This is a genomic window from Plantactinospora sp. CNZ321 (assembly GCF_004217235.1).
The window spans coordinates 5,865,140-5,886,692 of sequence record NZ_SHKQ01000001.1 but is presented as its reverse complement, the minus strand read 5'-3'; the positions used below and the strand labels follow the sequence as shown (position 1 = coordinate 5,886,692).

The following is a 21,553-nucleotide window of genomic DNA, read 5'->3' as shown; positions in this document are numbered from 1 at the left end:
CGGGTGCTGCCCGCACGACCTCGGAGTGAGGAGTGCAGTGGCAGGCAAGGCCCGCGTACACGAGCTGGCTAAGGAGCTCGGGGTCGAAAGCAAGACCGTTCTCGCCAAGTTGAAGGAAATGGGCGAGTTCGTCAAGTCAGCGTCGAGCACCGTCGAGGCCCCGGTGGCCCGGCGGCTGCGTGGCGCCTTCGTCGCGTCTCCGGAGCCGGCGGCACCAGCCGCCGCCCCGACGCCACCGCCGGCACCCAAGGCGGCTCCGGCACCGGGTCCGGGAGAGCCGAAGGTCGCCGCGAAGCCGGGACCGCCCCGTCGGCCGACACCGCCGACGAAGCCCAAGGGCCCGGTGCCCGGTCCGCCGCAGACGGCGACGCCGGTCGCCAAGCCGGCGAGCGCGCACGACATCGAGCTGGCCGCCGCCGAGGCGCGCGCGGCCGCGCTGAAGGCCGAGCAGGAGGCGACGGTCAAGGCCGCCCAGGCGGCTCGGCAGCAGCGCAACGACACGGTCCGGCGGGAACCGCCGGCCGACGGCGGCCCCACGAACCGGCCGAAGCCGGGTCCGGGTGCCGTTCCGCCGCGCCCGGGTGGTGCCCCGTCGGGCGCCCGTCCCGCGCCGCCCGGCGCCCCGACGCCCGGCCCCGGCCGGCCCGGTGGCCGTCCGCCGGCGCGCAGTGGCGGTAACAACCCGTTCGGCATCACGCCGGGCGGGCAGCGTCCGGCTGCCTCGGGTGGGCCTCGGCCCAACCCGGCCAACATGCCGCCGAGGCCGAGCCCGGCCTCGATGCCGCCCCGGCCGAGTCCGGCGTCCATGCCGACGCAGCGGCCCGGTCGTCCCGGTGGCGGCCCCGGTCGCCCCGGTGGCGGTGGCGGCGCCGGTCGTCCCGGCGGTGGCGGTGGCGGCTTCCGTGGCGGCCCCGGTGGCGGCGGCGGTGGCGGCTTCCGTGGCGGCCCCGGTGGCGGCGGCGGAGGCGGTTACCGCGGTGGTCCCGGTGGCGGCGGCGGTGCCGGTGGTGGCTACCGCGGTGGTCCCGGCGGCGGTGCGCCGGCCGGTGGCGGTCGCCCCGGTGGTGGTGGCCGTGGCCGTGGCGGCGGTGCCGCGGGTGCCTTCGGGCGTCCGGGCGGCAAGCCGACCCGGGGTCGCAAGTCGAAGAAGCAGCGCAGACAGGAGTTCGACAACCTGTCCGCACCGACCATGAGCTCGGGCGCCCCGCGCGGTCAGGGCCAGGTCATCCGGCTGCCTCGCGGCGCGTCGCTGTCGGACTTCGCGGACAAGATCAACGCGAACCCCGGTTCGCTGGTCCAGGAGATGTTCAACCTGGGCGAGATGGTCACCGCGACCCAGTCCGTCTCCGACGACACGCTCCAGCTGCTCGGTGAGCATCTCGGCTTCGAGATCTCGATCGTCAGCCCGGAGGACGAGGATCGCGAGCTGCTCGCCCAGTTCAACATCGACCTGGACGCCGAGGTCGACTCGGACCGGCTGGTCAGCCGCCCGCCGGTGGTGACCGTCATGGGTCACGTCGACCACGGTAAGACCAAGCTGCTCGACGCGATCCGCAAGGCGAACGTGGTCGAGGGCGAGGCCGGCGGCATCACCCAGCACATCGGCGCGTACCAGGTGCGTGTGCCGCACGAGGGTGAGGACCGGGCGCTGACCGTCATCGACACCCCGGGTCACGAGGCGTTCACCGCCATGCGTGCCCGTGGTGCCCAGGTCACCGACATCGTGGTGCTGGTGGTCGCCGCCGACGACGGCGTCATGCCGCAGACGATCGAGGCGCTCAACCACGCCAAGGCGGCGGACGTGCCGATCGTGGTGGCGGTCAACAAGATCGACAAGCCGGAGGCCAACCCGGACAAGGTTCGCCAGCAGTTGACGGAGTACGGTCTGGTCGCCGAGGAGTACGGCGGTGACACCATGTTCGTCAACGTGGCGGCCAAGCCGGGCATCGGCATCGAGGACCTGCTCGAGGCGGTCCTGCTCACCGCCGACGCGTCGCTGGAGCTGACCGCTCCGATCGACGGGCCGGCCCAGGGTGTGGCGATCGAGGCGCACCTGGACAAGGGTCGCGGTGCGGTGGCCACGGTGCTGGTGCAGAAGGGCACCCTGCGGGCCGGCGACTCGATCGTCGCCGGTGGGGCGCACGGCCGGGTCCGGGCCATGCTGGACGAGAACGGCAAGCCGGTCACCGAGGCCGGGCCGGCGCGTCCGGTCATGGTGCTCGGTCTGACCGCGGTGCCGGGAGCGGGTGACACCTTCCTGGCCGCCGAGGACGACCGTACGGTCCGGCAGATCGCCGAGCAGCGGCAGGCCCGGCGGCGGGCGGCGAGCTTCGCCAACTCGCAGCGGCGGCCGAGCCTTGAGACGATCATGGAGCAGCTCAAGGAGGGCGAGAAGACCTCGCTCAACCTGGTGCTCAAGGGTGACGGCTCCGGCTCGGTGGAAGCGCTGGAGGATGCGCTCTTCAAGCTCGACATTCCGGCGGAGGTCCAACTGCGGATCATCCATCGGGGTGTTGGTGCCATCACGGAGAGCGACGTCATGCTGGCCAGCGCCTCGTCCGAGGCGGTCACGATCATCGGCTTCAACGTCCGGGCCTCGAACAAGGTCCGGGAGATCGCCGACCGCGAGGGTGTGGAGATCCGGTACTACACGGTCATCTACCAGGCCATCGAGGAGATCGACGCCGCGCTGAAGGGCCTGCTCAAGCCGGAGTTCGAGGAGGTCGAGCTGGGCAGCGCGGAGATCCGCGACGTCTTCCGCTCGTCCAAGATCGGCAACATCGCCGGTTGTATCGTCCGGTCCGGTGTCATCCGCCGCAACGCCAAGGCGCGGCTGCTGCGTGACGGGACGGTCGTGGCCGACAACGTCACGATCAGCTCGCTCAAGCGGTTCAAGGACGACGCCACCGAGGTCCGGGAGGGCTTCGAGTGCGGTCTGACGTTGAGCAACTTCAACAACGTCCAGGTCGGGGACATCATCGAGACGTTCGAGATGCGCGAGAAGCCGCGCGCCTGAGCGAGTCGAGTCGGATACCGGTGGCCGGAACCCGTGCGGTTCCGGCCACCGGCCTGTCCGGGGTCGACGGCCTGTCCGGAACCGCCGGTGGTCCGGGGCGGCGGGTGGGGCGGAAAGGCGTCGAGCAACGGGGCGCAGATGCCGTACCCTTCCCGCCGTGTATACCGGAACCGCCCTTTTCGACCTGCTGCTGCCCGGAGACTCGCGCTCCCTGAAGGCGAAGCGGTCCTACGTGCGCCCCATCGTCGCCGCACTGCGCAAGTTCGAGGTCTCGGCCGCCGAGGTGGGGGCGCTGGACCTGTACGGCCGGGCCCAGATCGCCGTCGCCCTGGTCGCCTCCGAGCCGGAGCACGTCGGTACGGTGCTGGACGCCTGCGAGCGGCTGGTCGCCGGCCGGCCGGAGGTCGAGTTGCTCTCCGTGCGGCGCCGGTTGCACGGTGCGGACGACTGAATCGGCCGCTGGCCGGGGGTATTCGGCCGGTACGGCCAATGGCGACGGCGGCGGCGAGGCCGCAGGATGCGCGGGTAGTGTTTCCCAGGTCGGCCGGTCCGGCCGCGGCGCCCAGCGCCGCCGGTCCGGCCCGGAAGCAGATGGGCGTGGAGGTGCGGAGATGACGGACCAGGCCAAGGTGCGTCGGCATGCGGAGCGCGTGCGGGAACTGGTGGCGTCGGTGGTGCGTACCCAGATCAAGGACCCCCGACTCGGCATGATCACCATTACCGACGCCCGGATCACCCCCGACCTGCGGGACGCGACCGTCTTCTACACGGTGCTCGGCGACGCATCCGACCAGGCGGCCACCGGCGCCGCGCTGGAGAGCGCCAAGGGACTGCTGCGGAGCACCGTCGGCAAGGCACTCGGGCTACGTCACTCGCCCAGCCTGACCTTCGTCCTGGACGACGTGCAGGACCAGGTGAAGCAGATCGACGAGCTGCTGGCGGCGGCCCGTTCCGCCGACGCGGAGGTGCAGCGGCTGGCCGCCCGGGCCGCGTACGCGGGCGAGCCGCAGCCGTACAAGCTCGACGCATCCGACGACGAGGTCGACTCCGACGGCGACGAGGTCGACTCCGACGAGGGGCGGGACGAGGACCGGCCGCCGGCCGGAGACGGCGGAGACCGGCGGTGAGCGGCGTACTGCTCACCGACGTGTCCCAACCGACAGCCGGAGTGCCGACCGAGGCCGAGTGGGCGGCGGCGGTCTCGGCGATCACCCGGCTCCCCGCCGACGGCCGGGTACTCCTGATCTGCCACGTCAACCCGGACGGGGACGCGCTGGGCAGCATGCTCGGCTTCGGACTCGGGCTGCGCCGGCTCGGCGTACGGCAGATCCAGGCCACCTTCCCTGGGCGCCCGGAGGTGCCGGAGCCGCTCCAGGCGATGCCCGGCCAGGAGTTGCTGGTCCCGGCTACCGCCGCCGACCCCGACCCGGACCTGGTGATCTGCTTCGACGTCGCCGCCGTCTCCCGGCTCGGTGACCTGGCCGACCGGCTGGACCGGGCCGGTACCGCCATCGTGCTGGACCACCACGCCTCGAACACCCGGTTCGGCGGGATCCACCTGGTCGACCCGGACGCCGCCGCCACCTCGGTGGTGGTGGAGAAGCTGCTGGTCCGGCTCGGTGTGCCGCTGGACGCGGGGATCGCCGAGTGTCTCTACGTCGCACTGGCCACCGACACCGGCTCGTTCCGGTTCGACATGACGACGCCGGCCGTGCACGAGATGGCCGCCCGGCTGCTGGCCACCGGTATCCGTCCCGGCGAGATCTCCCGGCGGATCTTCGACACCCGGCCGTTCGGCGCGGTCCGGCTCTACGGCGACGTGCTCGGACGTACCCGGTTGGAGCCGTTGGCCGCCGGTGGGCTGGGGCTGGTCTGGACGTACGCGACCCTGGACGACCTGGCCCGGCACGGGCAGCGCCCGTACACCCTGGAACCGCTGATCGATTCGGTGCGCTGCACCGCCGAGGCGGACGTGAGCTGCGTACTCAAGCAGGTCGCGGAGGGTGAGTGGGCGGTCTCGATGCGCAGCAAGGGCGCCACCGACGTGAGTCGGGTGGCGGTGGCCCTCGGCGGTGGCGGGCACCGGCTGGCGGCGGGCTTCACCGGTTACGGGTCGGCATCCGAGGTTGTCGAGGCGATCCGGGCGGGGCTGACGGATGCTACCCCGAGCGGCTCCACCTCGGCGGACCAGCAAGATCGGGAGTGACGCGGGCGGCATCTGCCTTTTCGCAGGGCGGTGCCACGGGGACAATCGGCTCATGGAACAGCAGCCGGAGCTTCCTGCGGATCTGCCCCGGGCCTGGGACCGACCGGTCGTCACGGTTCCGACCCTCACCGTACTTTCCCTGATCGGCGGGCAGTTCCCGTCGTTCTCGACGCAGGCGAACATCTACGCCATCGGCACCGGCGGCGCGCTGGTGTGGATCGGGCTCTCCAACCGGGTGCCCCGGCGGCCGGTACCGCACCGGCTGCGGTCCGGCGCCGTCTGGTGGCTGCTGCCGATACTCGTCTTCGGGGTCTTCGAGGCCAGCACCTTCATGCTCGGCTCCCGGGACGACTTCCCGACCTTCTCCAAGATCGCCGACCCGCTGCTGGACGACTCGTTGATCCGCTCGGTCGGCTACCTCGCGTGGCTCTCCGCGTTCTGGGGGCTGGTGCGCCGATGAGGTACGTCGCGATCGGTGGCTTCACCGTGGCGCTGCTGCTCTTCGTGGCGGTCGAGTGGGCCGCCCGCCGGGAGGGCTCCCGGATCCCGACCTTCGGCGACGTCTGCGCCTACGTCATGCGGTACGAGGTGGGCCCGGTGCCGGTCGGCCGAATCGCCCTGTTCGGCTTCTGGTGGTGGGTGGGCTGGCACTTCTTCGCCCGCTGACCGCGACCCGGTCGTCCTCTCCGGTCATCCGGTGGCGTGCTGTGGCGCCGAGTCGGCTGGCCAGCCGACACCGTCCCGGATCGCGGGAATGCCGCACAGGATGTGGACCTGAACGATAACTTGGGTAAGGGAACTGAACGATACCTAGGGTCGGCGCTATCCAGCGTCGACGCCACCTGGGGTTTGTCGCACCCGTCCCACCCGTGACCAGGTGTGGCAACCCGTCGCAGACCGCCTGCCTCCCAGGGTCGATCGACCCGGGGGTCACGCCGTTCCGGCCGCCCCGTCCGGAGACCCCGGACCCGTCCCGGCCGATCAGCAGGACCCTGTCGCGGTGGACCGCGCCGTGCGGCGCCACCCGCCCTGGAAGGAGCCACGCCATGGCCGCCAAGCCGACCCCACCCAAGCCAGAGAACACCGACGAGGCTCGTGAGCAGGCTCGTCGCGCCCTCCAGACGTCGATGGACACCCGTCAGTGACCGGTCGCGGGGCGGCGTAACGGGTCAGATCCCGGCCGCCCAAGGAGCCGGCGCGGCCACCCTGTCGGTTGTGGACGATCGAATGGCCGTGCCCGGTACGTTGACGTTGGTATATTGCTTCCCCGACGGGCCCCGTTTGCCGGGTGACGGCCCCGAAGCCTGACGGGGAGGCGGAATGACGCAGCCGGTCCGGGTCAACGTGCCCGGGGTGCGGACGGTGGGTGGCGAAATCGTCAGCCACGGCACCGAACTCAAGCGCAATGTCGCGGCGGTCGAGGGCCAACTGGTGCCGCCCGCTGGACCCGGGGTGAAGGGCTGGGCCACCCTCGACGCGGTGACCAAGGCCTCGGACGGCTGGGAGGCATATCTCAAGGGGCTCGGCGGCCGGATCGAGGCGTCCGGACAGTCCCTGATCGACTCCGCCAACAACTACCAGAGCTCGGACGAGCGCGCCGGCCAGCGCTACGGCGGGATGCGAGTCCGATGAGCGTTCGCCGCCCCGGTCGCCGGGGACCCGACCGCGGGGCTATCCGATGAGTTCCAGAACGGACTGCGGGCCACCCACGACGGCGAGCCGTCCCGCCACGTCGTACTCGGGCACAGCTGCGGCTCGACGGTGATCGGGCATGCCGCCACCGGGGCCGGGATCAACGCCGACGCCGTGGCCTTCGTCGGCTTCCCGGGCGTGGACACCAACGGGAGTCGATCCGGACAGGTCACCTGCGGGCCGTGAACCGTCCGGGGACCGGGCGCCCCGGAGCCGGCGCCGATGGAGGGCGACCAGGGTCCATGAGTGCAGACCGGTTCACTTCCGCCAGGAGGGCAGCATCCGTTGGGACATCTCGCGCCAGAACCATCGGACCCGGTGCCGTGAGGTGAGCCAGGAGATCGAGCCGGGCACCCAGGGCCATCGGTGCCCAACCAGGTCGATCTGGCGCGCGCAGAAGACCTCGTCCATCGGGTACGCGAGTCCTTCGCTCTGCGGTGGCAGGGGGCAGAGCCGGTAGGGGCAGTCGCCGAGGCAGGTCGAACCGGGTTCGGCTGGCCGGCTGGCCCGCCAACTGTGGCCGGGCTGCATCGGGGTCGGATCGACGGTGAGGCAGGGTGGCAGGTCGGTGCGGTTCGCCTGCGCGAGCCGGCGGGCGCGGTCGGCCGGCGGGTTGTTCGGCCGGTCGGCGAGGTTCAGCAACAACATGACGTCGGCGAGCAGGCGCTGCGCCTGCTTCGTCAGGACCGTCCACCCCACCGCCTCCGGGCACCAGGAGTCCTGGTAGCGCCGGACGTTCGGCTGCGAGGTGTAGGAGCCGATCCGTCGGACGATGTCCTGCTCGTCGACCCAGCAGTGCCGTTCCGGGTGCCCGCTTCGCAGCGCCTGCACGCAGAGGTCCCCGGCCTTCCGGACGAACGGGTGCACGGCCGGTCGGTCCGGTGCGGGGGCCTCGGCTCCGCCGCCGGCGATGCTGAGCCAGAAGTCGACCAGGCCGCGTGGGTCGGTCGTGGGCCCGTACGTCGGGAGTCCACGGCGCGGGTCCTCCGGCAGTGACAGCAGGGTGAGCGCCTGTACCAGAGCGAGCTGGGAGTACCAGTACCGACTGTGCCGGAGTGCGGTTTCGGCGTGTTCGATCAGCCGTAGCCGGTGTGCCGCGCGGTCTTCCGGGATCCGGCAGTTTGCGGCGAGCCGGAAGCCCTGGGCGAGGTGCATCTCGTCGATGATCCGGTCGTCGGTGTCGGACCCGGTCAACAGGTCGAGCCAGTGCCGCAGGTTCTGCCGGGCCGCCTCGTGGTCTTCCGGCCCGTCGTCGGGCCTGCTCGATACGCAGTGCAGCGGGGCCAGCCAGGCGAGCATCTGGCGCTCCTCGGGCGATCTCACGGGCGGGGCGGACTCGTCCGGTGGACCGGTGCCGATCGCGGTTCGGGGCGGTGGTGCCGGCTCCGGCCACCCGGGCAGTCCGCGTACCGTGCCCGGCCCGAGCCGGGCGATTTCGCGTACGGCGGTGAGCCGGATCCGGTACGACGACGCCGCCTGGTGGATCATCTGGAAGAACCGCTGGTATCCGGGTTCGGGGACGTCCATGCCGGCGCGCCGTCGACTGTCGAGCAACTGGGCGGCGGCGCCGAACCGGCGGATCAGGACCTGCTTCGCCTCCTCCAGCGGCCGGTCCGTGATCGAATGGTCTTCATGCAGGTCGGGCCAGCGGTCGGCGATCTGGTCGACCAACTGCCGGTGCCGGGACTCGGTGAGCCGGCTGTCGATGTCCAACGCGGCGGCGAACGTCTCGACGGCCTTGGTCCGGTCTCCCCGGAAGATCTTGACTCCGCCGGGCCGTACGTCGACCGGCGTGCTCCACTCCGTGGCGGCCTCGTGCAGCCAGGCGACCACCTGCCTGGCCGTCTCCTGCCGGCCGGGGTCGCCGACGGAGTAGCAGGAGTAGAGGGTGAGCGCGGCGAGCAGTTCCCGGGCCGAGCGGTGCCCGAACGCCAGCGTCAGGAAGAACCACTCGCGCTCAGGTGCTGACTGCCGCCCCGATTCCGGCTGCCGCCCCGATTCCGGTGGATGGTCCGACAGCGCGTCTGGATGGTCCGACAGCGCGTCGCGAAACGGCGGGAGGACGGCGTCGAGGAGCCGGGCACCCAGGTACGCCTGGATGACGCCGTGCTGGAATCAGACATAAATTGAACAAACACCGCAAAGTCAGGCTAGTGCAGTTGGTGATGGCCCGATGTCGGGTCCCGGAGGTCGTGCCAGCGCTTCGTCTGCAGGGGCGACGGGTGGGCGGACCGGGAAATAGTGCCTTCACCCGACGCACCGACGCCGGAAGGCAATATTTCCCTGAACTGGCAAGCCTCGAAGGACTACCGCCCCGCGTTGGGGATCGGCCCGGCTGTCCGGCTCCTCGCTGTCAGCCCAGGACGCTCACGTACTGGCGAGCGGCGGCGGCGCTGCCCTGGATGAGGGTGGCTGCCTCGGTGAGCCGCTGCTTACTCTGCTCCGCACGCTGGATCGCCTCAGCGATCATGGCGTGGTTGGTGCCAGCGGCCACCGCACGGAGACGGGTCAGCACCTGCTCGGTGTTCTCGATCGACGACCGGATCTGGTTGAGCGTGGTGTTTCCCTGCTCGGCGGCCTGGGCGAGCGCGGCTTTGACTTCCTCGATGCTGGCCATTCGAGTCCTCCCCGATACCGGATGCCCTGCTGCGGCTGAGCCTGTGTCAGGCCGACCCAAGCCACGTCCAGTGGCGGTTGAACACTATCGGAGACGGTCCAGCCAGTCATCCGGCCTGGCGGCCAGCCGGTCATCCGGTCCGGAAGCGTCGCCGAACTCCGGGGGCCAGCAAGGAAGACCGATTTCCGACCTTGTTACGGGTGGCATCGATCCGACGCGTGCGAATAACGTTGCCGTGTGTCGCATTCGGGCCGCGCTCAGTGGCGGGCATGCATCCGGGACGAGCGCGCCGGAGTCCGCGGTGCCGGCGTCGTCCTCGGCGACCGGCACGTGCTGACCTGTGCACACATTCTCCTCCCGGGCCGGCCCCCCGAGCCGGGCGAGGTACCCGGCAGACCGTCCCGGGACTTCGAGGTGGAACTCGTCGGAATCCGTCCGGGCGTACCGCCGGTCCGGGCCCGGGTGGTCGACGGCTGCTGGAAGCCGCCGCAGGACGACCAACGGGCCGACCTGGCTCTGCTCCGTCTCGCCGAGCCGCTGCCGTCCGACACCGGACCGCTGCTGCGCCGGCTGCCGTCCGGCGCCCGGCGCACGGTACGGATGTTCGGCTTCCCCGCGATCGTTCCGACCGGGGTCTGGGCCCGGGCTCGGCTTGCCGGGGACGGTGGGCCCGGCGGCGAGTGGATCCAACTCGACTCCGAGTCGACCGGTCCGGCCGTGGAGCCCGGGTTCAGCGGCACCGCGGTTTTCGACGAGGAGACCGACCAGGTGCTCGGGATCGTGGTCAGCTACCTCGCCGGCCGGGGCTCGGCACTGTCCTGGATGATCCCGGTCGAGACGATCATCAGGTACCTGCCCCGGGTCCGCGAGTGGGTCAGCGGCGACTCGGCGGTCGACGCGAGCTTCGCCGCCCCGGCCGGCCCGGTGGCCACCGACGAGACGGTGGTCCGGCAGCTCACCGACTTCCTCGCCCCGGGCGCACCGCCGGACGCGCAGATCATCGTCACCGCCCCGGGCTCGGCGGCGCACGCCGCCCTCCGCGACGTCGTCGTGCGGGCCAGTCGGGAGTTCCGGCCCACCGACCGGGGCGGACCCGGGTCGACACCGGTAGGGGAGCCCTCGCCGGGCCGGATCGATCTGGCGCTCGACGTCTCGAGCCGGACCGTGGACGAGGTCAGCAGCCGGATCGTCAACTGGATGAGCGTCGGTGCCGCCCCGGAGAAGTCGCTGGCCGACAGCATGGCCGGTGAACCACCGGCGATGAACCTGGTGCTCGACGGCGTGGACCGGGCGGCCGATCCGGCGGCGCTCGTCGCCGAGGTGGTGCGACCCATTGCCGACCGGGTGGCCGGACGCGACATCCGACTGTTGCTGGTCTTCCACGACGACCACGCGCCGAGCCTGACGAACGCCGCGCTCGAACTGCTGGCCGCCCGGGTCGCCGACGTACGGGCGGCGGAACAGTCCGTTCGGGAACGGTACGCGTATGTCGCCGCCCGGGTCAGCCCGGTGCGGGCGCCGTCCTCGCACGAGCCGGGGCTGCGGCTGCGACTGACCGCGCTGCGGGCGGCCGCCATCCGCCCCGGCGACACCCCGCTGCTGCCCGGCATCGAGTCGTGCCGACGCAGGGCCGACCGGGCACTCGACGCCGCCAGGCAGACCCGCCGGCAACTGGAGGCACTCCTCGACGAACGCGACCGGCTGCGGGACCGGCTGGACGGTTACCGGTCCGGCGTACCAGCGCCGCTGCGCGAGGACCGGGACCTGACCGCGCTGTACCGCGAGGCCCACGAGGCGCTCTGGCAGGGGCCGGCGGACCTCGCCGCCTGCGCCGTGCTGGTCGACCGGTATGCCGCGACGATCCGCCGCGGTGCCGCCGAGCACGACGAGCACGACGAGCACGACGAGCAGCGTGCCGCCGAGCCCAGGGGGCAGCGTGCCGCCGAGTCGGACGATCCGGGACGGGGCGACGGGCGGGGCGACGGGCGGGGTGCGGCGTGGTGACGGAGAGGTGCAATCGTCCGGACTGCACCGGGACGGTGGACGAGACCGGCTTCTGTGACACCTGCGACCGCCGGCCGCTGCCGGCCCCGATCACCGTGCCGCCGGCGTCCTCCGGCACCGGTTCGACGGTCTCCGGCGGCCCGTCCTGGCTGGTCGGCGGCTTGGTGCCGTTGCCGGAGCTGGAGCCCGCCGACCCGGTCAGCCGGCTGCGCGGCGACACCGAGGTGCCCGAGTCGAGCCGGTTCTGCAACGGATGCGGAGCGGAGGTCGGCCGGGGATACGCCGGCCAGCCCGCGTTGCCCGAAGGAGCCTGCGGCTGGTGCGACACGCCTTTCTCCTTCGTGCCGAAGCTGCGCCGGGGCGACCTGGTGGCCGACCAGTACGAGGTCGACGGCTGCCTGGCCCGGGGCGGCCTCGGCTGGGTCTACCTGGCCCGGGACACCCACCTGGACGGCAACCCGGTCGTCCTGAAGGGACTTATCACCAACGACGCGGCGGCGCTCCGGCTGGCGGTCGCCGAACGCCGCTTCCTGACCACCGTCGACCATCCGAACATCGTTCGGATCTTCAACTCGGTCACCCACCGCGATCCACAGAGCGGCGAGCAGACCGGTTACATCGTGATGGAGTACCTCAACGGGCAGTCGTTGCAGGACGTGCAGGAGGCCGCCGCCCGGGGTACCGCCCCGCTGCCGATCGAGCACGTGCTCGCGTACGGGCACGAGATCCTCGCCGCGCTGGAATACCTGCACGATCGGGGCCTGCTCTACTGCGACATGAAACCGGCGAACGTGATCCGCTGCCCGAACCGGATCAAGGTGATCGACATCGGTGGCGTACGCCGGATCGACGACCGCGCCAGTCCGGTGGTGGGTACCGAATTCTTCCAGGCCCCACCCGAGGAGGTCCGCCGGCACGGGTTGACCGTCCGGTCGGACATCCACACCGTCGGCCGGACCCTCCAGGTGCTCTTCGAGGTCAGCGACGAGGGGAGACCGGCGGCCCCGGCCGGCCCCGACGGGATCGCGTTCGGGGTGGAGTCCTTCGTCCGGCTGGTCAACCGGGCCGTCGCCGGGTACGACCGCCGGTTCGCCAGCGCGGCGGAGATGTCGCAGCAACTCAAGGGGGTGCTCCGGGAACTGCTGTCGGTGCGCACCGGCCGTCCCCATCCGGCGCGGTCGACGGTCTTCGCCCCGACGCCGGTGCTGCTGGACGGCGGGCTCGGGGCCGTACCGGGGCTGGAGGTCTGGATCAGGGGCGGGACCGGGCTGCTCGACATCGCGCCGCCGGCGCCGTCCTGGGCCGCCGGCGGCCTGCCACCGCCGATGGTGGACCCCGACGACGAGGCGGTGGACCTGCTGGCGACCGCCGGGGCGGCGGACCCGCGCGGGCTGATCGAGAAGCTGACCAACTCCGGCCTGCGTTCGCCGGAGGTCCGGCTCGCGCTCTGCCGGGCGTACCTGGAAGCGGGTGACCTGGACAGCGCGGCCGGCTCCCTGGACGCGGCGGTCTCCGACCTCGGCGCCCGGGCCGACCACGACTGGCGGATCCGCTGGCACCGGGGCCTGCTCGGGCTGGCTGACGCGGACGTGGCGGCGGCCGAGACCGAGTTCAACGCGGCCTACTCCGACTGCCCCGGCGAGATCGCCCCGAAGCTCGCCCTCGGCTTCTGCGCCGAGCACCTGGCCGACTACTCCCGGGCCGGCCGCTGCTATCAGGCGATCTGGCGGCGTGACCGGAGCGAGGGCAGTGCCGCGTTCGGGCTCGCCCGGCTACGGCTGCGCGACGGCGACCGGGCCGGGGCGGTGCGGATCCTGGACGAGGTGCCGAGGGAGACCCTGCACTACGAGCGGGCCCGGGTGGCCGCGGTCCGGATCCTCTGCGGCCGGCTACCGTCCGGCGGCCCGACCGCCGACGACGTGGCCGAGGCGGTACGCCGGCTGCCCGCGCTGCACCTCGACGGCGGCAACCAGACCGGAGAGGCCAGGGAGAGGTTGACCGCGCTGGTCCAGGCGGCGGCGCTCGACCTGTTCCGCGACGGCGCCGGGAACGGCCTCGGCGACGGCGGTGAGGTGCTCGGGCCGAGGCCGACCGAGCACGACCTACGGCAGCGGCTGGAGCGGTCGATGCGGGTGCTCGCCACGCAGGCCCGGACGCTCGACGACCACGGCGCACTGGTGGACCTCGCCAACACGGTGCGGCCGAGGACCCCGTGGTGACGGTCCGCTGGGAGGCGGCGGCGATTCGATGGGAGGTGCCGCGGTGACATTGGAGCCCGGTGGGAACAGCCCGCCACACGTCTTCGGGCTGGAGGTCGTGCAGAACCCGTACCGGTCGACCGCGGACACCGGCATGGCGGTCCTGCTCCGGGTGACGGCGCGGTCCCCGGCCGACGCGGCGGTGCCGGCGCCGACCTCGGCCGGGGTGGTGGTGCTGGTCGACTGCTCCAGCTCGATGAGCTACCCGCAGTCCAAGATAACGGCGGCCAAGCAGGCCACCCGGGCAGCGATCGACTGCATCCGGGACGGCAGCCGCTTCGCGATCGTCGCCGGAACCGACACCGCCCGGATGGTCTATCCCGCGCGGTCGTCGATGGCGGTGGCGAGTGACAGCACCCGGGCGGCGGCGAAGCAGGCCGCCGGACACCTCTACGCCAGCGGCGGCACCGCGATGGGACGCTGGCTGCGGCTGGCGGACCAACTGCTGAGGCCGTACCCGGAACTGGCGCGGCACGCGATCCTGCTGACCGACGGCCGCAACGAGCACGAGACGCCGGAACAGCTCGAAGAGGTACTGACCGGTTGCGCGGGCACCTTCGTCTGCGACGCCCGCGGCATCGGCGAGGACTGGGACCACCGTCAACTGTTGCGGATCACCTCCGTGCTGCGCGGCACGGCCGAGGCGATCGGCCAGGTCGACGAGCTGGTCGCCGACTTCGAGTCCATCATGGACAGGGCGATGGACAAGCAGGTGCCGGACCTGCGGATCCGGCTCACCACCGCTGCCGGGGTACGGGTCCGGTCGGTTCGCCAGGAGACGCCGACGATCTCCGACCTCACCGAGCACGCGACCGTGGTGGACGACCGGACCACCGAGTTCTACACCGGCTCCTGGGCGGGGGACGAGACCCGCGACTTCCTGGTGGACCTCTCGATCGGGTACGGATCCGACGGCGACCGGCCACCGATGGAGGAGGAGGTCCGGGCCGCCCGGGTGGATCTGCTGATGGCGGGGGAGCGGTGCGCCGCCCCCCGGCCGATCGTGCTGCGCTGGACGGACGACCCGGTGGCGCCGACCCGGATCGAGCCGGTGATCGCCCAACGCCTCGGGCAGGAGGAACTGGGCGATGCCGTCACCGCCGGCTGCGACGCCCTGGAGGCGGGAGACCGGCAGACCGCCGAGGCACAGCTCGGCCTCGCCGTCGGCCTGGCGGAGCGGCTCGGCAACACCGAGGTCCTGCGCCGGCTGGTCGGGCTGGTGGAGGTCACCGGCGACCCCGACCGGCCGGTACGGCTGAAGGAGGACTGGACCCGCAGTGCGCTGCTGCGGGTGGCGATCAGCTCGGTGATGGTCGGCGACGGCGAGTCGCCGTGGCAGGCCCGCCGGAAACAGCCCCTGCCGCGGCAGACCCCGCGGTCGGCGGAGCCGGCGGCGGGGACGGGCGCCGCCGACCAGGCCTGTCCGTGCGGACGGATCTCACCGCCGGGCAGGGCGCGCTGCGAGGCGTGCCGTCGCCCGTTCGGCGCGCCTCCGGCCGATGACGGGGAGCGCCGATGACGACTCCGGTCGGCTCGACGAAGCCCAACCGGACGAAGCCCAACCGGGCGGAACCCAACCGGGCGGTGACCAGCCGGACGGAGCCGGCGGCGGGCGGTGCGGTGCCGCCGAGCACGACCCGGGGTACGCTGCTGCGCCTGCTCGGCTGCCTGCTCGGCGCGACCGTACTGGTGCTGGCCAGCTCCCTCGCCGTGATCTGGGGCACCCACCGCAGCGCCGAGACCGTACGCACCCGGAGCGTGCCCGCGGTGATGGAGCTGGCGGCGGTGCGTACCGCCCTGGTCCGGGCCGACACGGCGGCGATCACCAGCTTCCAGACCCGACAGTCCGGGCTCGTCGGGCCGGGCGAGGAGTACCAGAACCAGATCGCCGTCGCCAGCCAGGGCCTGGCACAGGCCGCCGAGGACATCGGATCGGAGGGCGGCAGCAGCGGACAGATCCAGGTCGTGGAGGGGTTGCTGGTCGCCTACGTCGGCCTGATGGGGCAGGCCCACGCGCACTACCGGCAGAGTGGGCCGGGTGGTCTGGCCACCGCCTACGCCTGGTACGCCTCCCGGCTGCTGCACTCCGACGACGGAATCCTCGCCCAGCTCGACACGCTGCTGGCGGCCGAGACCGAGGCGCTGGAAGCGCGGCTCTCGTCCGGCTGGCTGAGCCCCGGCACGACGCTGCTCTGGGTGCTGCCGGTGCTGCTCCTGCTCTGCCTGCTCGTCGGCGCGCAACGCTACCTGCGCCGGCGGTTCCGCCGGACGGTCAACTGGGGCCTCGCCGCCGCCACGGTGCTGCTCGTCGTTCTCACCGCCGGTACGTCGTTCGTGTTGGTCTCGAAGGAGCAGCTCGCCGACGCCCACGCGGAGCTGTCGGAGGTCCGCCGGCTGTCGGCCGAGCAGTCCGCCGGCGCCGACCACCAGGGGATAGCCGCGCTCGACGAGCTCCTCGCCGGGTTCTGCTCCCGGGCGGACGGGTGCACGGTGAGCAGCGACGTGTTCCGGGGCGGTCTCGAAGCCGGGTCGCCGGCACCGGCCGTGTCCGCGCCGCCGGTGGCGGACCGGGAGGTGCTACGCCGGGCCGGGGAGGTCGACGACCAGGCGGCGCTGGCCACCGGGGCGACCTCCGGCGCGTTCGTCGTACTGCTGCTGGCGTCGCCGATCGCGCTCCTGGTCTGGCTGGGGCTGCGTCCGCGCATCGAGGAATACCGGTACCGGTCGAGATGAGACTCCGCATGCGACGCATCCGTGCCCACCTGGCCCTGCTGCCGGTACTCCTCCTCGGCCTGGGCCTGGGCGGCTGCCTGGGGCAGCACGACGAGGAGACGGTGACCGTGCTCGCCTCCTGGACCGGCGCCGAGGAGGCGAGCTTCAGGGACGTGCTCAACGCTTTCGAGGAGCAGTACGACGTCGAGGTCGACTACCGGGGCACCCGCGCGGTGCGGCAGATCCTCCTCGCCGAGGCGCAGAAGGGTACCCCACCGGACGTCGCGGTGCTGCCGACCCTGAGCGAGTTGGCGGCGTACCTGCGGCGGGGAGTACTCCGGCCGCTCGACCGCGATCCCGCGTCGTCGATGAGCCCACAGTGGCGCAGGCTGGCCCAGCTGAACGCGACCGGCGGGCTGGACGTGGTGCCGATCAAGGCCGACCTGAAGAGCCTCGTCTGGTACCTGCCGGAGCGGACGCCGTTCGACGCGGCCGGACCGCCGCGAAGCTGGGAGGCGCTGGTCGAGGCCAGCGAGGCACTGGCGGCGGCCGGGAGGACGCCGTGGTGTGTGGGGATGAGCGCCACCCCGGGCTCCGGCTGGCCGGGGACGGACTGGCTGGAGGACATCCTGCTGCACCGCTGGGGGGTGGCCGCCTACGACGCCTGGTCGGCCGGCCGGCTGCGCTGGGACTCCCCGGAGGTGCGGGCCGCCTGGACGGAGTGGGGGCGGCTCATCCATCATCCGGGGATGGTCCGGGGCGGTAGCGCCGCCGCCCTGCTGACCGAGTTCACCGACGCCGGCAGGCCGATGTTCACCAGTGAGCCCGGCTGCCTTCTCGAACACCAGGCGTCGTTCGTGATCGGCATGCGGGCGGGATACCCGGACGACGGGCCGGGCCGGGTCATCCAGGCGGCGGACGTGCGGGCCGCGGACTTCTTTCCCTTCCCGACCTTCGACGGCGCCGGTCCGGACGGCCGGGGTCGGGACGGCTCCATGGTCTCCGCCGACTTCGCCGGGCTGTTCAGCGACAAGCCGGCAGCCCGTCACCTGATCGAGTTCCTGGCCACCGACGAGGCACAGCGGATCTGGCAGGGCAGCAGCGCCGGCAGCTTCTTCTCGGTCAACCAAGAGGTCCGGCAGAGCATCCCGACCAAGCCGGCGGTCGGTGACCGGCCGGACCGGCGGCCCGAGGTGAGCGACCGGGTGGCGGAGACGCTGACGGCGAGTCGGAGCCCGCTCTGTCTCGACGCCTCGGACGTGATGCCGAGCGGGATGGCGAACGCGTTCCAGCACGCCGTACTCGAGTACCTGCAATATCCCGACCGGCTCGACTCGCTGTTGGAGGATCTCGAACGACTCCGCGCCGGCACCGCGCCGGACGAGTGGCTGCCGGGCGCCTGCAGCGCGCCCCGGTAGAGCGCTGCACGCCGTCCGGACCCGGCGGTACCCTGTCGGCCGTGATCGGGGGCTCGGATGGCACGGCGGCGGTTACCCGAACGGTGACGCGGGCGCCGCGCCGGCGCCGTACGCTCAGCGCGGCGCTGCCGGAGGCGCTCGCCGTACTCGGCAACTCGCTGCGGCTGCTGGTCCGGCACTGGCCGGTGCTGTTCGCGCTCTACTTCGCCGGGGCAGCGGCCCGAGAGTTGGTCGTGCTCGGCGCGGTGCAGGTGAGCAGGATCAACGGTGTCCTGGGGCTGCTGGTCGCCGTCCTGGGGCCGATCGCCACCCTCACCGCGCTGGTATTGATGCTGCGCATCCTGCGCCCGTCCCTGCCGTGGCTCTCGGCCGTGCCGACCGAGCCGGCCGCTCCCGTCAGGACCCAGCCGGCAGCTCCCGTCAGGACCCAGCGGGCAGCTCCGGTTGGGAGCCAGCCGGCGGAGGACGGGACGGTTCGTCCGCCGCACCGCAGGAGTCTCCTCGACCACCTGGGCAGCGCGCTCGTGCCGTTCCTCGCCGTCTACGCCTCCTGGGGGTACCTCCAGGAGAACCTCACCGACTACCTCTACCGGGTCTTTGTCGACACCTACCTCGCCGACGCCGCCATCTTCACCGACCCGGGCAGGGTCGCCGAGAACGCGGATCGCCGGATCCCGCTCGGCCTCACCGGCACGATCATGGCGGTGGTGGCCGTCGCGGTGGTGCTGCGCTGGCTGCTCGGCAGGTGGCAGGAACGGTCCCGGATGGGCTGGCTCGGCATCCCCGGCGCCTACGTCGAGATCATCTGGATCTCCGTCGTCGCCGCCACGATCGCGCAGGCACAGGACCCGCTGCTGCAATGGCTCCGGGAGCGCCGGGTCGTCGTCTGGCTGCTCGACTCCTGGCATGCGCTGGTCGACCAACTCGGACCGCTGTCCGAGCCGGTCCGCGCCGCCGGGGCGTTCCTGGTCGGTGCGGCCGGGTCGGTGCAGGTGGCCATCGTCGTACCGCTGGCCTGGCTGACGGTCGGTGCCGTCGTCTACGGCCATCAGCTCACTCCACCACCGCCGACCGAGACCGACCTGGCGGAACGGGCTGCCCGGCGGTGGCGGGCGCTGCCCCGACCGTTACGCGCGATCGGCACGAACCTCGGTGCAGACCTCCGCGAGCGGTTCACGCCGATGGTGCACGGCGTACGGCTGATGGTTCGGGCCGGTCTGGCTCCGATGCTCCTCTTCTGCCTGGCGTTCCTGCTGGCCCAGACCGCCCGGGAGTGGCTCTGGGAGGCGGAGCGGTTGATCATCGGCGGGCAGGACCTCCAGTCGGTGTGGATCCCGCTCTCCGGGCAACTGGGCCTGCTCAACGACGCGGTCGGCACGGTGCTGCTGGCCTGTCTGCTGGGTGCCGCCGTGGACCGGGTCCTGCGGCTCCAGCCGCCGTCGGCACGCGCCGCCGAGCCGTCGACCGCCGAGTCGTTGGCGGAGGAGTCGTCGCCGGGGGTGTAGGGGGGAGTCGTCGGTCGGGGATCAGCCGAGCGGCAGCCGGGCGTAGCGCGGTCGTTGGGTCGCCTTGACGATCCACACCGCCGCCGGGACCGCCGAGTCGGGCAGGACGAAGTACGCCTCCGTCTGGAAGGACCGCACCGCCGGGTCGTCCGCGACGCACCGGGGAATCGGCAGACCCGCCCCGCGAAGCTCGGCCGGGTTCCAGCTGAACAGCCGACCGTCCCGGTCTTCCAGATAGGACAGGCACCCGATCAGCGCCTCCGGAGTGGAGGGCTCGAACACCAGCACCGCGCGCCAGACGCGTACGCCCGCCGGCAGCGTGACCCGCCGGCTGCCGCGCGCCGGCACAGACGGCGCCTCGACCAGCTCCACCAGCCGGATCCGGGTATCGGAGAACCCCACCCATCCGTCGGCACCGACCCCGACCGGTTCGAGGTACTCCGCCTGGGAGTACCGCTGGTAGCCGTCCCGCATCCCCGGGCCGAGGGCCAGGACGAGGGCCGGCAGCAGAGCCAGCAGACCCCAGCGGTTACGTCGCCACCAGCCGAGCTGCCCGGTGCCCGAGCCGCCGGGCTCAGCCGGTGTCGCGGTCATGGGCGTTTCGTCGCCGCCGGAATGCTGGCGCGGGCCGGCCGAGGCGATGGCCGCGAGGGCGGCTGTCGGTGGCGGGTCGGGGTCGACCACCGGCAGTACCGCCGTGTCGACCTCGGCGTACCGGAGGATCACCGTCGGCGGGCCGGTCGACGGCGGCGGCGGGGCGAGTGGGTCCCGGTGGGGTGGTGCGGGCGGCGGGGCAGCGAGCGCGTCCGGACCCGGGCCGGGCGGGACCGGCGATGGTCGGGTCACGGTGTCACCGCTGCCGCGCTGGCCAGCGGTACCGGTGCCGGAGCGTTCGCCCACTCGTCGACCCGCGCCCGGTCGACGGCGGGCAGCGGCACCTCGGCCAGGTCGTCCATCCGGAGGTCGACCTGCTGCTGGGCGAAGTGTGCGGAAAGTCGGGTCGCCGCGTCCCTGGGCACTTCGAAGGCGAGGTCGCCCTCGACGGGTATCCCCGGCTGGAGGACCCGGCCGGCGCCGACCAGCGACTGGGTGAACCGGGTGGTGGCCCGGAACTCCCGGCCCCGCTGGTCGCGCAGGGCCGCGTACCCGATGCTGGTCGCCTTCTCCCGGGTCGTCAGGCGGACCCGCAGGACGATCCAGACCCCCGCCGTGTCGTACGCCTGGCCGCCGCCGGCAACCTTGGCGGCGCCTCGGACGCTCAGCACGGCGGCGTCGAACTGCCGGGTCGTCACCGTCTCGCCGAACCTGCCCGCCTGGACGAACGGCCGCTCCCGGGCCTCGGCGGCGCCGCCGTTGACCGGCCGCCAGTTGGCGATGGCGCCGCCGAGGGCCAGCGCCGCGACGATCAGGGTGCCGGCGCCGGCCCGGAGGCCGATCCGCTGTACGGGGCCGGGCGGCGCCCGATGACCGACGACGGAATTCGGGTCCGGATCCTCGGCCGGTACGGTCATCCGGCCCTCCGGTCCTGCACCGGCACCTCGACCTCGGCCCGGCGCTCGGGATCGCGCCACTCCCAGCTGTCGCTGATGGTGTCGAGTCGGCGCGTCGTGCCCCAGACCTGCACGGTCACGCTGGTCGGCACGGGAACGGCGTCGTCCTGCTGCCAGAGGAAGGCGAGCCGTTCGGGCAGGCCGGGGTTGAGATGGCTCGGCCTGCTGCCGTCGCGTACCAGCAGGACCTGACTCGCCCGCTCCTCGGTGACCCCGGCGACACCGGTCAGCCGGATGGTGTCCTTGAAGTCGGTACGGCTCTCGTCGGCCGTGTTCTCGACCGTCGCCAGTACGGTGAACCAGCGCCTGCCGTCGCGGAGGTGGAGCCTCGGTAGCTTTCCGACCAGCCGGCCGCCGGTGACGGTGACGTTCCACGGCCCACCGTCGACGACCTCGCCGACCGCGACGGTCGGCGCCTCCGGCCTGGCCACCGTGTCCAGGCCGCCGAACAGGCCCGAGGCGGCGAGCCCGGCCACGCCGGTGCCGAGGCCCAACCAGCGCAGTGGCACGGCCAACAGTCGGGCAGCCAGTCCCGATCGGCCCGCTCCCGGCCCCCCGCCGTGGTTCGACACGAT

Annotated in this window: 18 protein-coding genes and 1 pseudogene; 14 read left to right on the top strand and 5 right to left on the bottom strand. The window is 72.6% G+C overall.

Features of this window, described 5'->3' with window-relative positions; all coding sequences use genetic code 11:
• The first annotated feature begins 37 nt into the window (after positions 1-37).
• From infB to EV371_RS25325, 8 genes and pseudogenes are all read left to right on the top strand, one after another.
• Entirely contained in the window at positions 38-3,016 is a 2,979-nt protein-coding gene (gene infB, locus EV371_RS25360; RefSeq protein ID WP_130464266.1) for a translation initiation factor IF-2, read from the top strand.
• Between the two features lie 157 nt (positions 3,017-3,173).
• Positions 3,174-3,467 carry a DUF503 family protein gene (locus EV371_RS25355; protein ID WP_130464265.1) on the top strand — a complete coding sequence of 98 codons (294 nt, stop codon included), beginning with the start codon at positions 3,174-3,176 and terminating at the stop codon, positions 3,465-3,467.
• Between the two features lie 160 nt (positions 3,468-3,627).
• Positions 3,628-4,143, top strand: a complete 516-nt coding sequence (rbfA, locus tag EV371_RS25350) for a 30S ribosome-binding factor RbfA (protein WP_130464264.1) — start codon at positions 3,628-3,630, stop codon at positions 4,141-4,143.
• Complete coding sequence (locus EV371_RS25345) at positions 4,140-5,222, top strand: DHH family phosphoesterase (protein WP_486484785.1); 1,083 nt, start codon at positions 4,140-4,142, stop codon at positions 5,220-5,222. Before rbfA ends, EV371_RS25345 begins: the two co-directional genes overlap by 4 nt.
• Before the next feature lie 52 nt (positions 5,223-5,274).
• The gene (locus tag EV371_RS25340; RefSeq protein WP_130464263.1) at positions 5,275-5,682 is read left to right on the top strand and encodes a hypothetical protein; all 408 of its coding nucleotides are present in this window, start codon (positions 5,275-5,277) and stop codon (positions 5,680-5,682) included.
• Entirely contained in the window at positions 5,679-5,888 is a 210-nt protein-coding gene (locus tag EV371_RS25335) for a DUF6186 family protein (RefSeq protein WP_130464262.1), read from the top strand. Before EV371_RS25340 ends, EV371_RS25335 begins: the two co-directional genes overlap by 4 nt.
• Positions 5,889-6,542: 654 nt before the next feature.
• Positions 6,543-6,854: a hypothetical protein gene (locus EV371_RS25330; protein WP_130464261.1), complete on the top strand. Its 312-nt coding sequence runs from the start codon at positions 6,543-6,545 to the stop codon at positions 6,852-6,854.
• A 45-nt stretch (positions 6,855-6,899) separates the two neighbouring features.
• Positions 6,900-7,085: pseudogene (locus EV371_RS25325) on the top strand (alpha/beta hydrolase); the annotation flags it as partial.
• Positions 7,086-7,172: 87 nt separating this feature from the next.
• Here the strand turns inward: EV371_RS25325 and EV371_RS25320 are convergent.
• Positions 7,173-8,747, bottom strand: coding sequence for a hypothetical protein (locus EV371_RS25320; protein ID WP_130464259.1), 1,575 nt, complete (start codon positions 8,745-8,747; stop codon positions 7,173-7,175).
• Between the two features lie 520 nt (positions 8,748-9,267).
• Positions 9,268-9,531, bottom strand: coding sequence for a hypothetical protein (locus tag EV371_RS25315; protein WP_130464258.1), 264 nt, complete (start codon positions 9,529-9,531; stop codon positions 9,268-9,270).
• Positions 9,532-9,768: 237 nt separating this feature from the next.
• On the opposite strand from EV371_RS25315, the gene EV371_RS25310 reads away from it, so the two are divergent.
• Genes EV371_RS25310 through EV371_RS25285 form a run of 6 tightly spaced genes read left to right on the top strand, consistent with a single transcriptional unit; the run spans position 9,769 to position 19,428 of the window.
• Positions 9,769-11,535, top strand: coding sequence for a S1 family peptidase (locus tag EV371_RS25310; RefSeq protein ID WP_130464257.1), 1,767 nt, complete (start codon positions 9,769-9,771; stop codon positions 11,533-11,535).
• The gene (locus EV371_RS25305; protein WP_130464256.1) at positions 11,532-13,754 is read left to right on the top strand and encodes a tetratricopeptide repeat protein; all 2,223 of its coding nucleotides are present in this window, start codon (positions 11,532-11,534) and stop codon (positions 13,752-13,754) included. The genes EV371_RS25310 and EV371_RS25305 overlap by 4 nt, the downstream gene beginning before the upstream one ends.
• Positions 13,755-13,797: 43 nt before the next feature.
• Positions 13,798-15,312 (top strand): VWA domain-containing protein, encoded by a 1,515-nt coding sequence (locus EV371_RS25300; RefSeq protein WP_165436832.1) that lies wholly within the window; start codon positions 13,798-13,800, stop codon positions 15,310-15,312.
• On the top strand, positions 15,309-16,526 hold the full coding sequence (locus tag EV371_RS25295; protein ID WP_130464254.1) for a hypothetical protein: 1,218 nt from the start codon (positions 15,309-15,311) through the stop codon (positions 16,524-16,526). Before EV371_RS25300 ends, EV371_RS25295 begins: the two co-directional genes overlap by 4 nt.
• A gap of 8 nt (positions 16,527-16,534) precedes the next feature.
• Entirely contained in the window at positions 16,535-17,923 is a 1,389-nt protein-coding gene (locus EV371_RS25290) for an ABC transporter substrate-binding protein (protein ID WP_130464253.1), read from the top strand.
• A gap of 41 nt (positions 17,924-17,964) precedes the next feature.
• Complete coding sequence (locus EV371_RS25285; RefSeq protein ID WP_165436831.1) at positions 17,965-19,428, top strand: hypothetical protein; 1,464 nt, start codon at positions 17,965-17,967, stop codon at positions 19,426-19,428.
• Between the two features lie 21 nt (positions 19,429-19,449).
• Here the strand turns inward: EV371_RS25285 and EV371_RS25280 are convergent, their stop codons facing one another.
• From EV371_RS25280 to EV371_RS25270, 3 genes are read right to left on the bottom strand one after another with little or no spacing between them, the layout of a single operon-like run.
• A complete protein-coding gene (locus EV371_RS25280) occupies positions 19,450-20,274 on the bottom strand; it encodes a hypothetical protein (RefSeq protein WP_130464251.1) in 825 nt (274 codons plus the stop codon).
• Positions 20,271-20,939 carry a hypothetical protein gene (locus tag EV371_RS25275; protein ID WP_130464250.1) on the bottom strand — a complete coding sequence of 223 codons (669 nt, stop codon included), beginning with the start codon at positions 20,937-20,939 and terminating at the stop codon, positions 20,271-20,273. Before EV371_RS25275 ends, EV371_RS25280 begins: the two co-directional genes overlap by 4 nt.
• Positions 20,936-21,550: a hypothetical protein gene (locus EV371_RS25270; RefSeq protein WP_130464249.1), complete on the bottom strand. Its 615-nt coding sequence runs from the start codon at positions 21,548-21,550 to the stop codon at positions 20,936-20,938. The genes EV371_RS25275 and EV371_RS25270 overlap by 4 nt, the downstream gene beginning before the upstream one ends.
• Between the last annotated feature and the right edge of the window lie 3 nt (positions 21,551-21,553).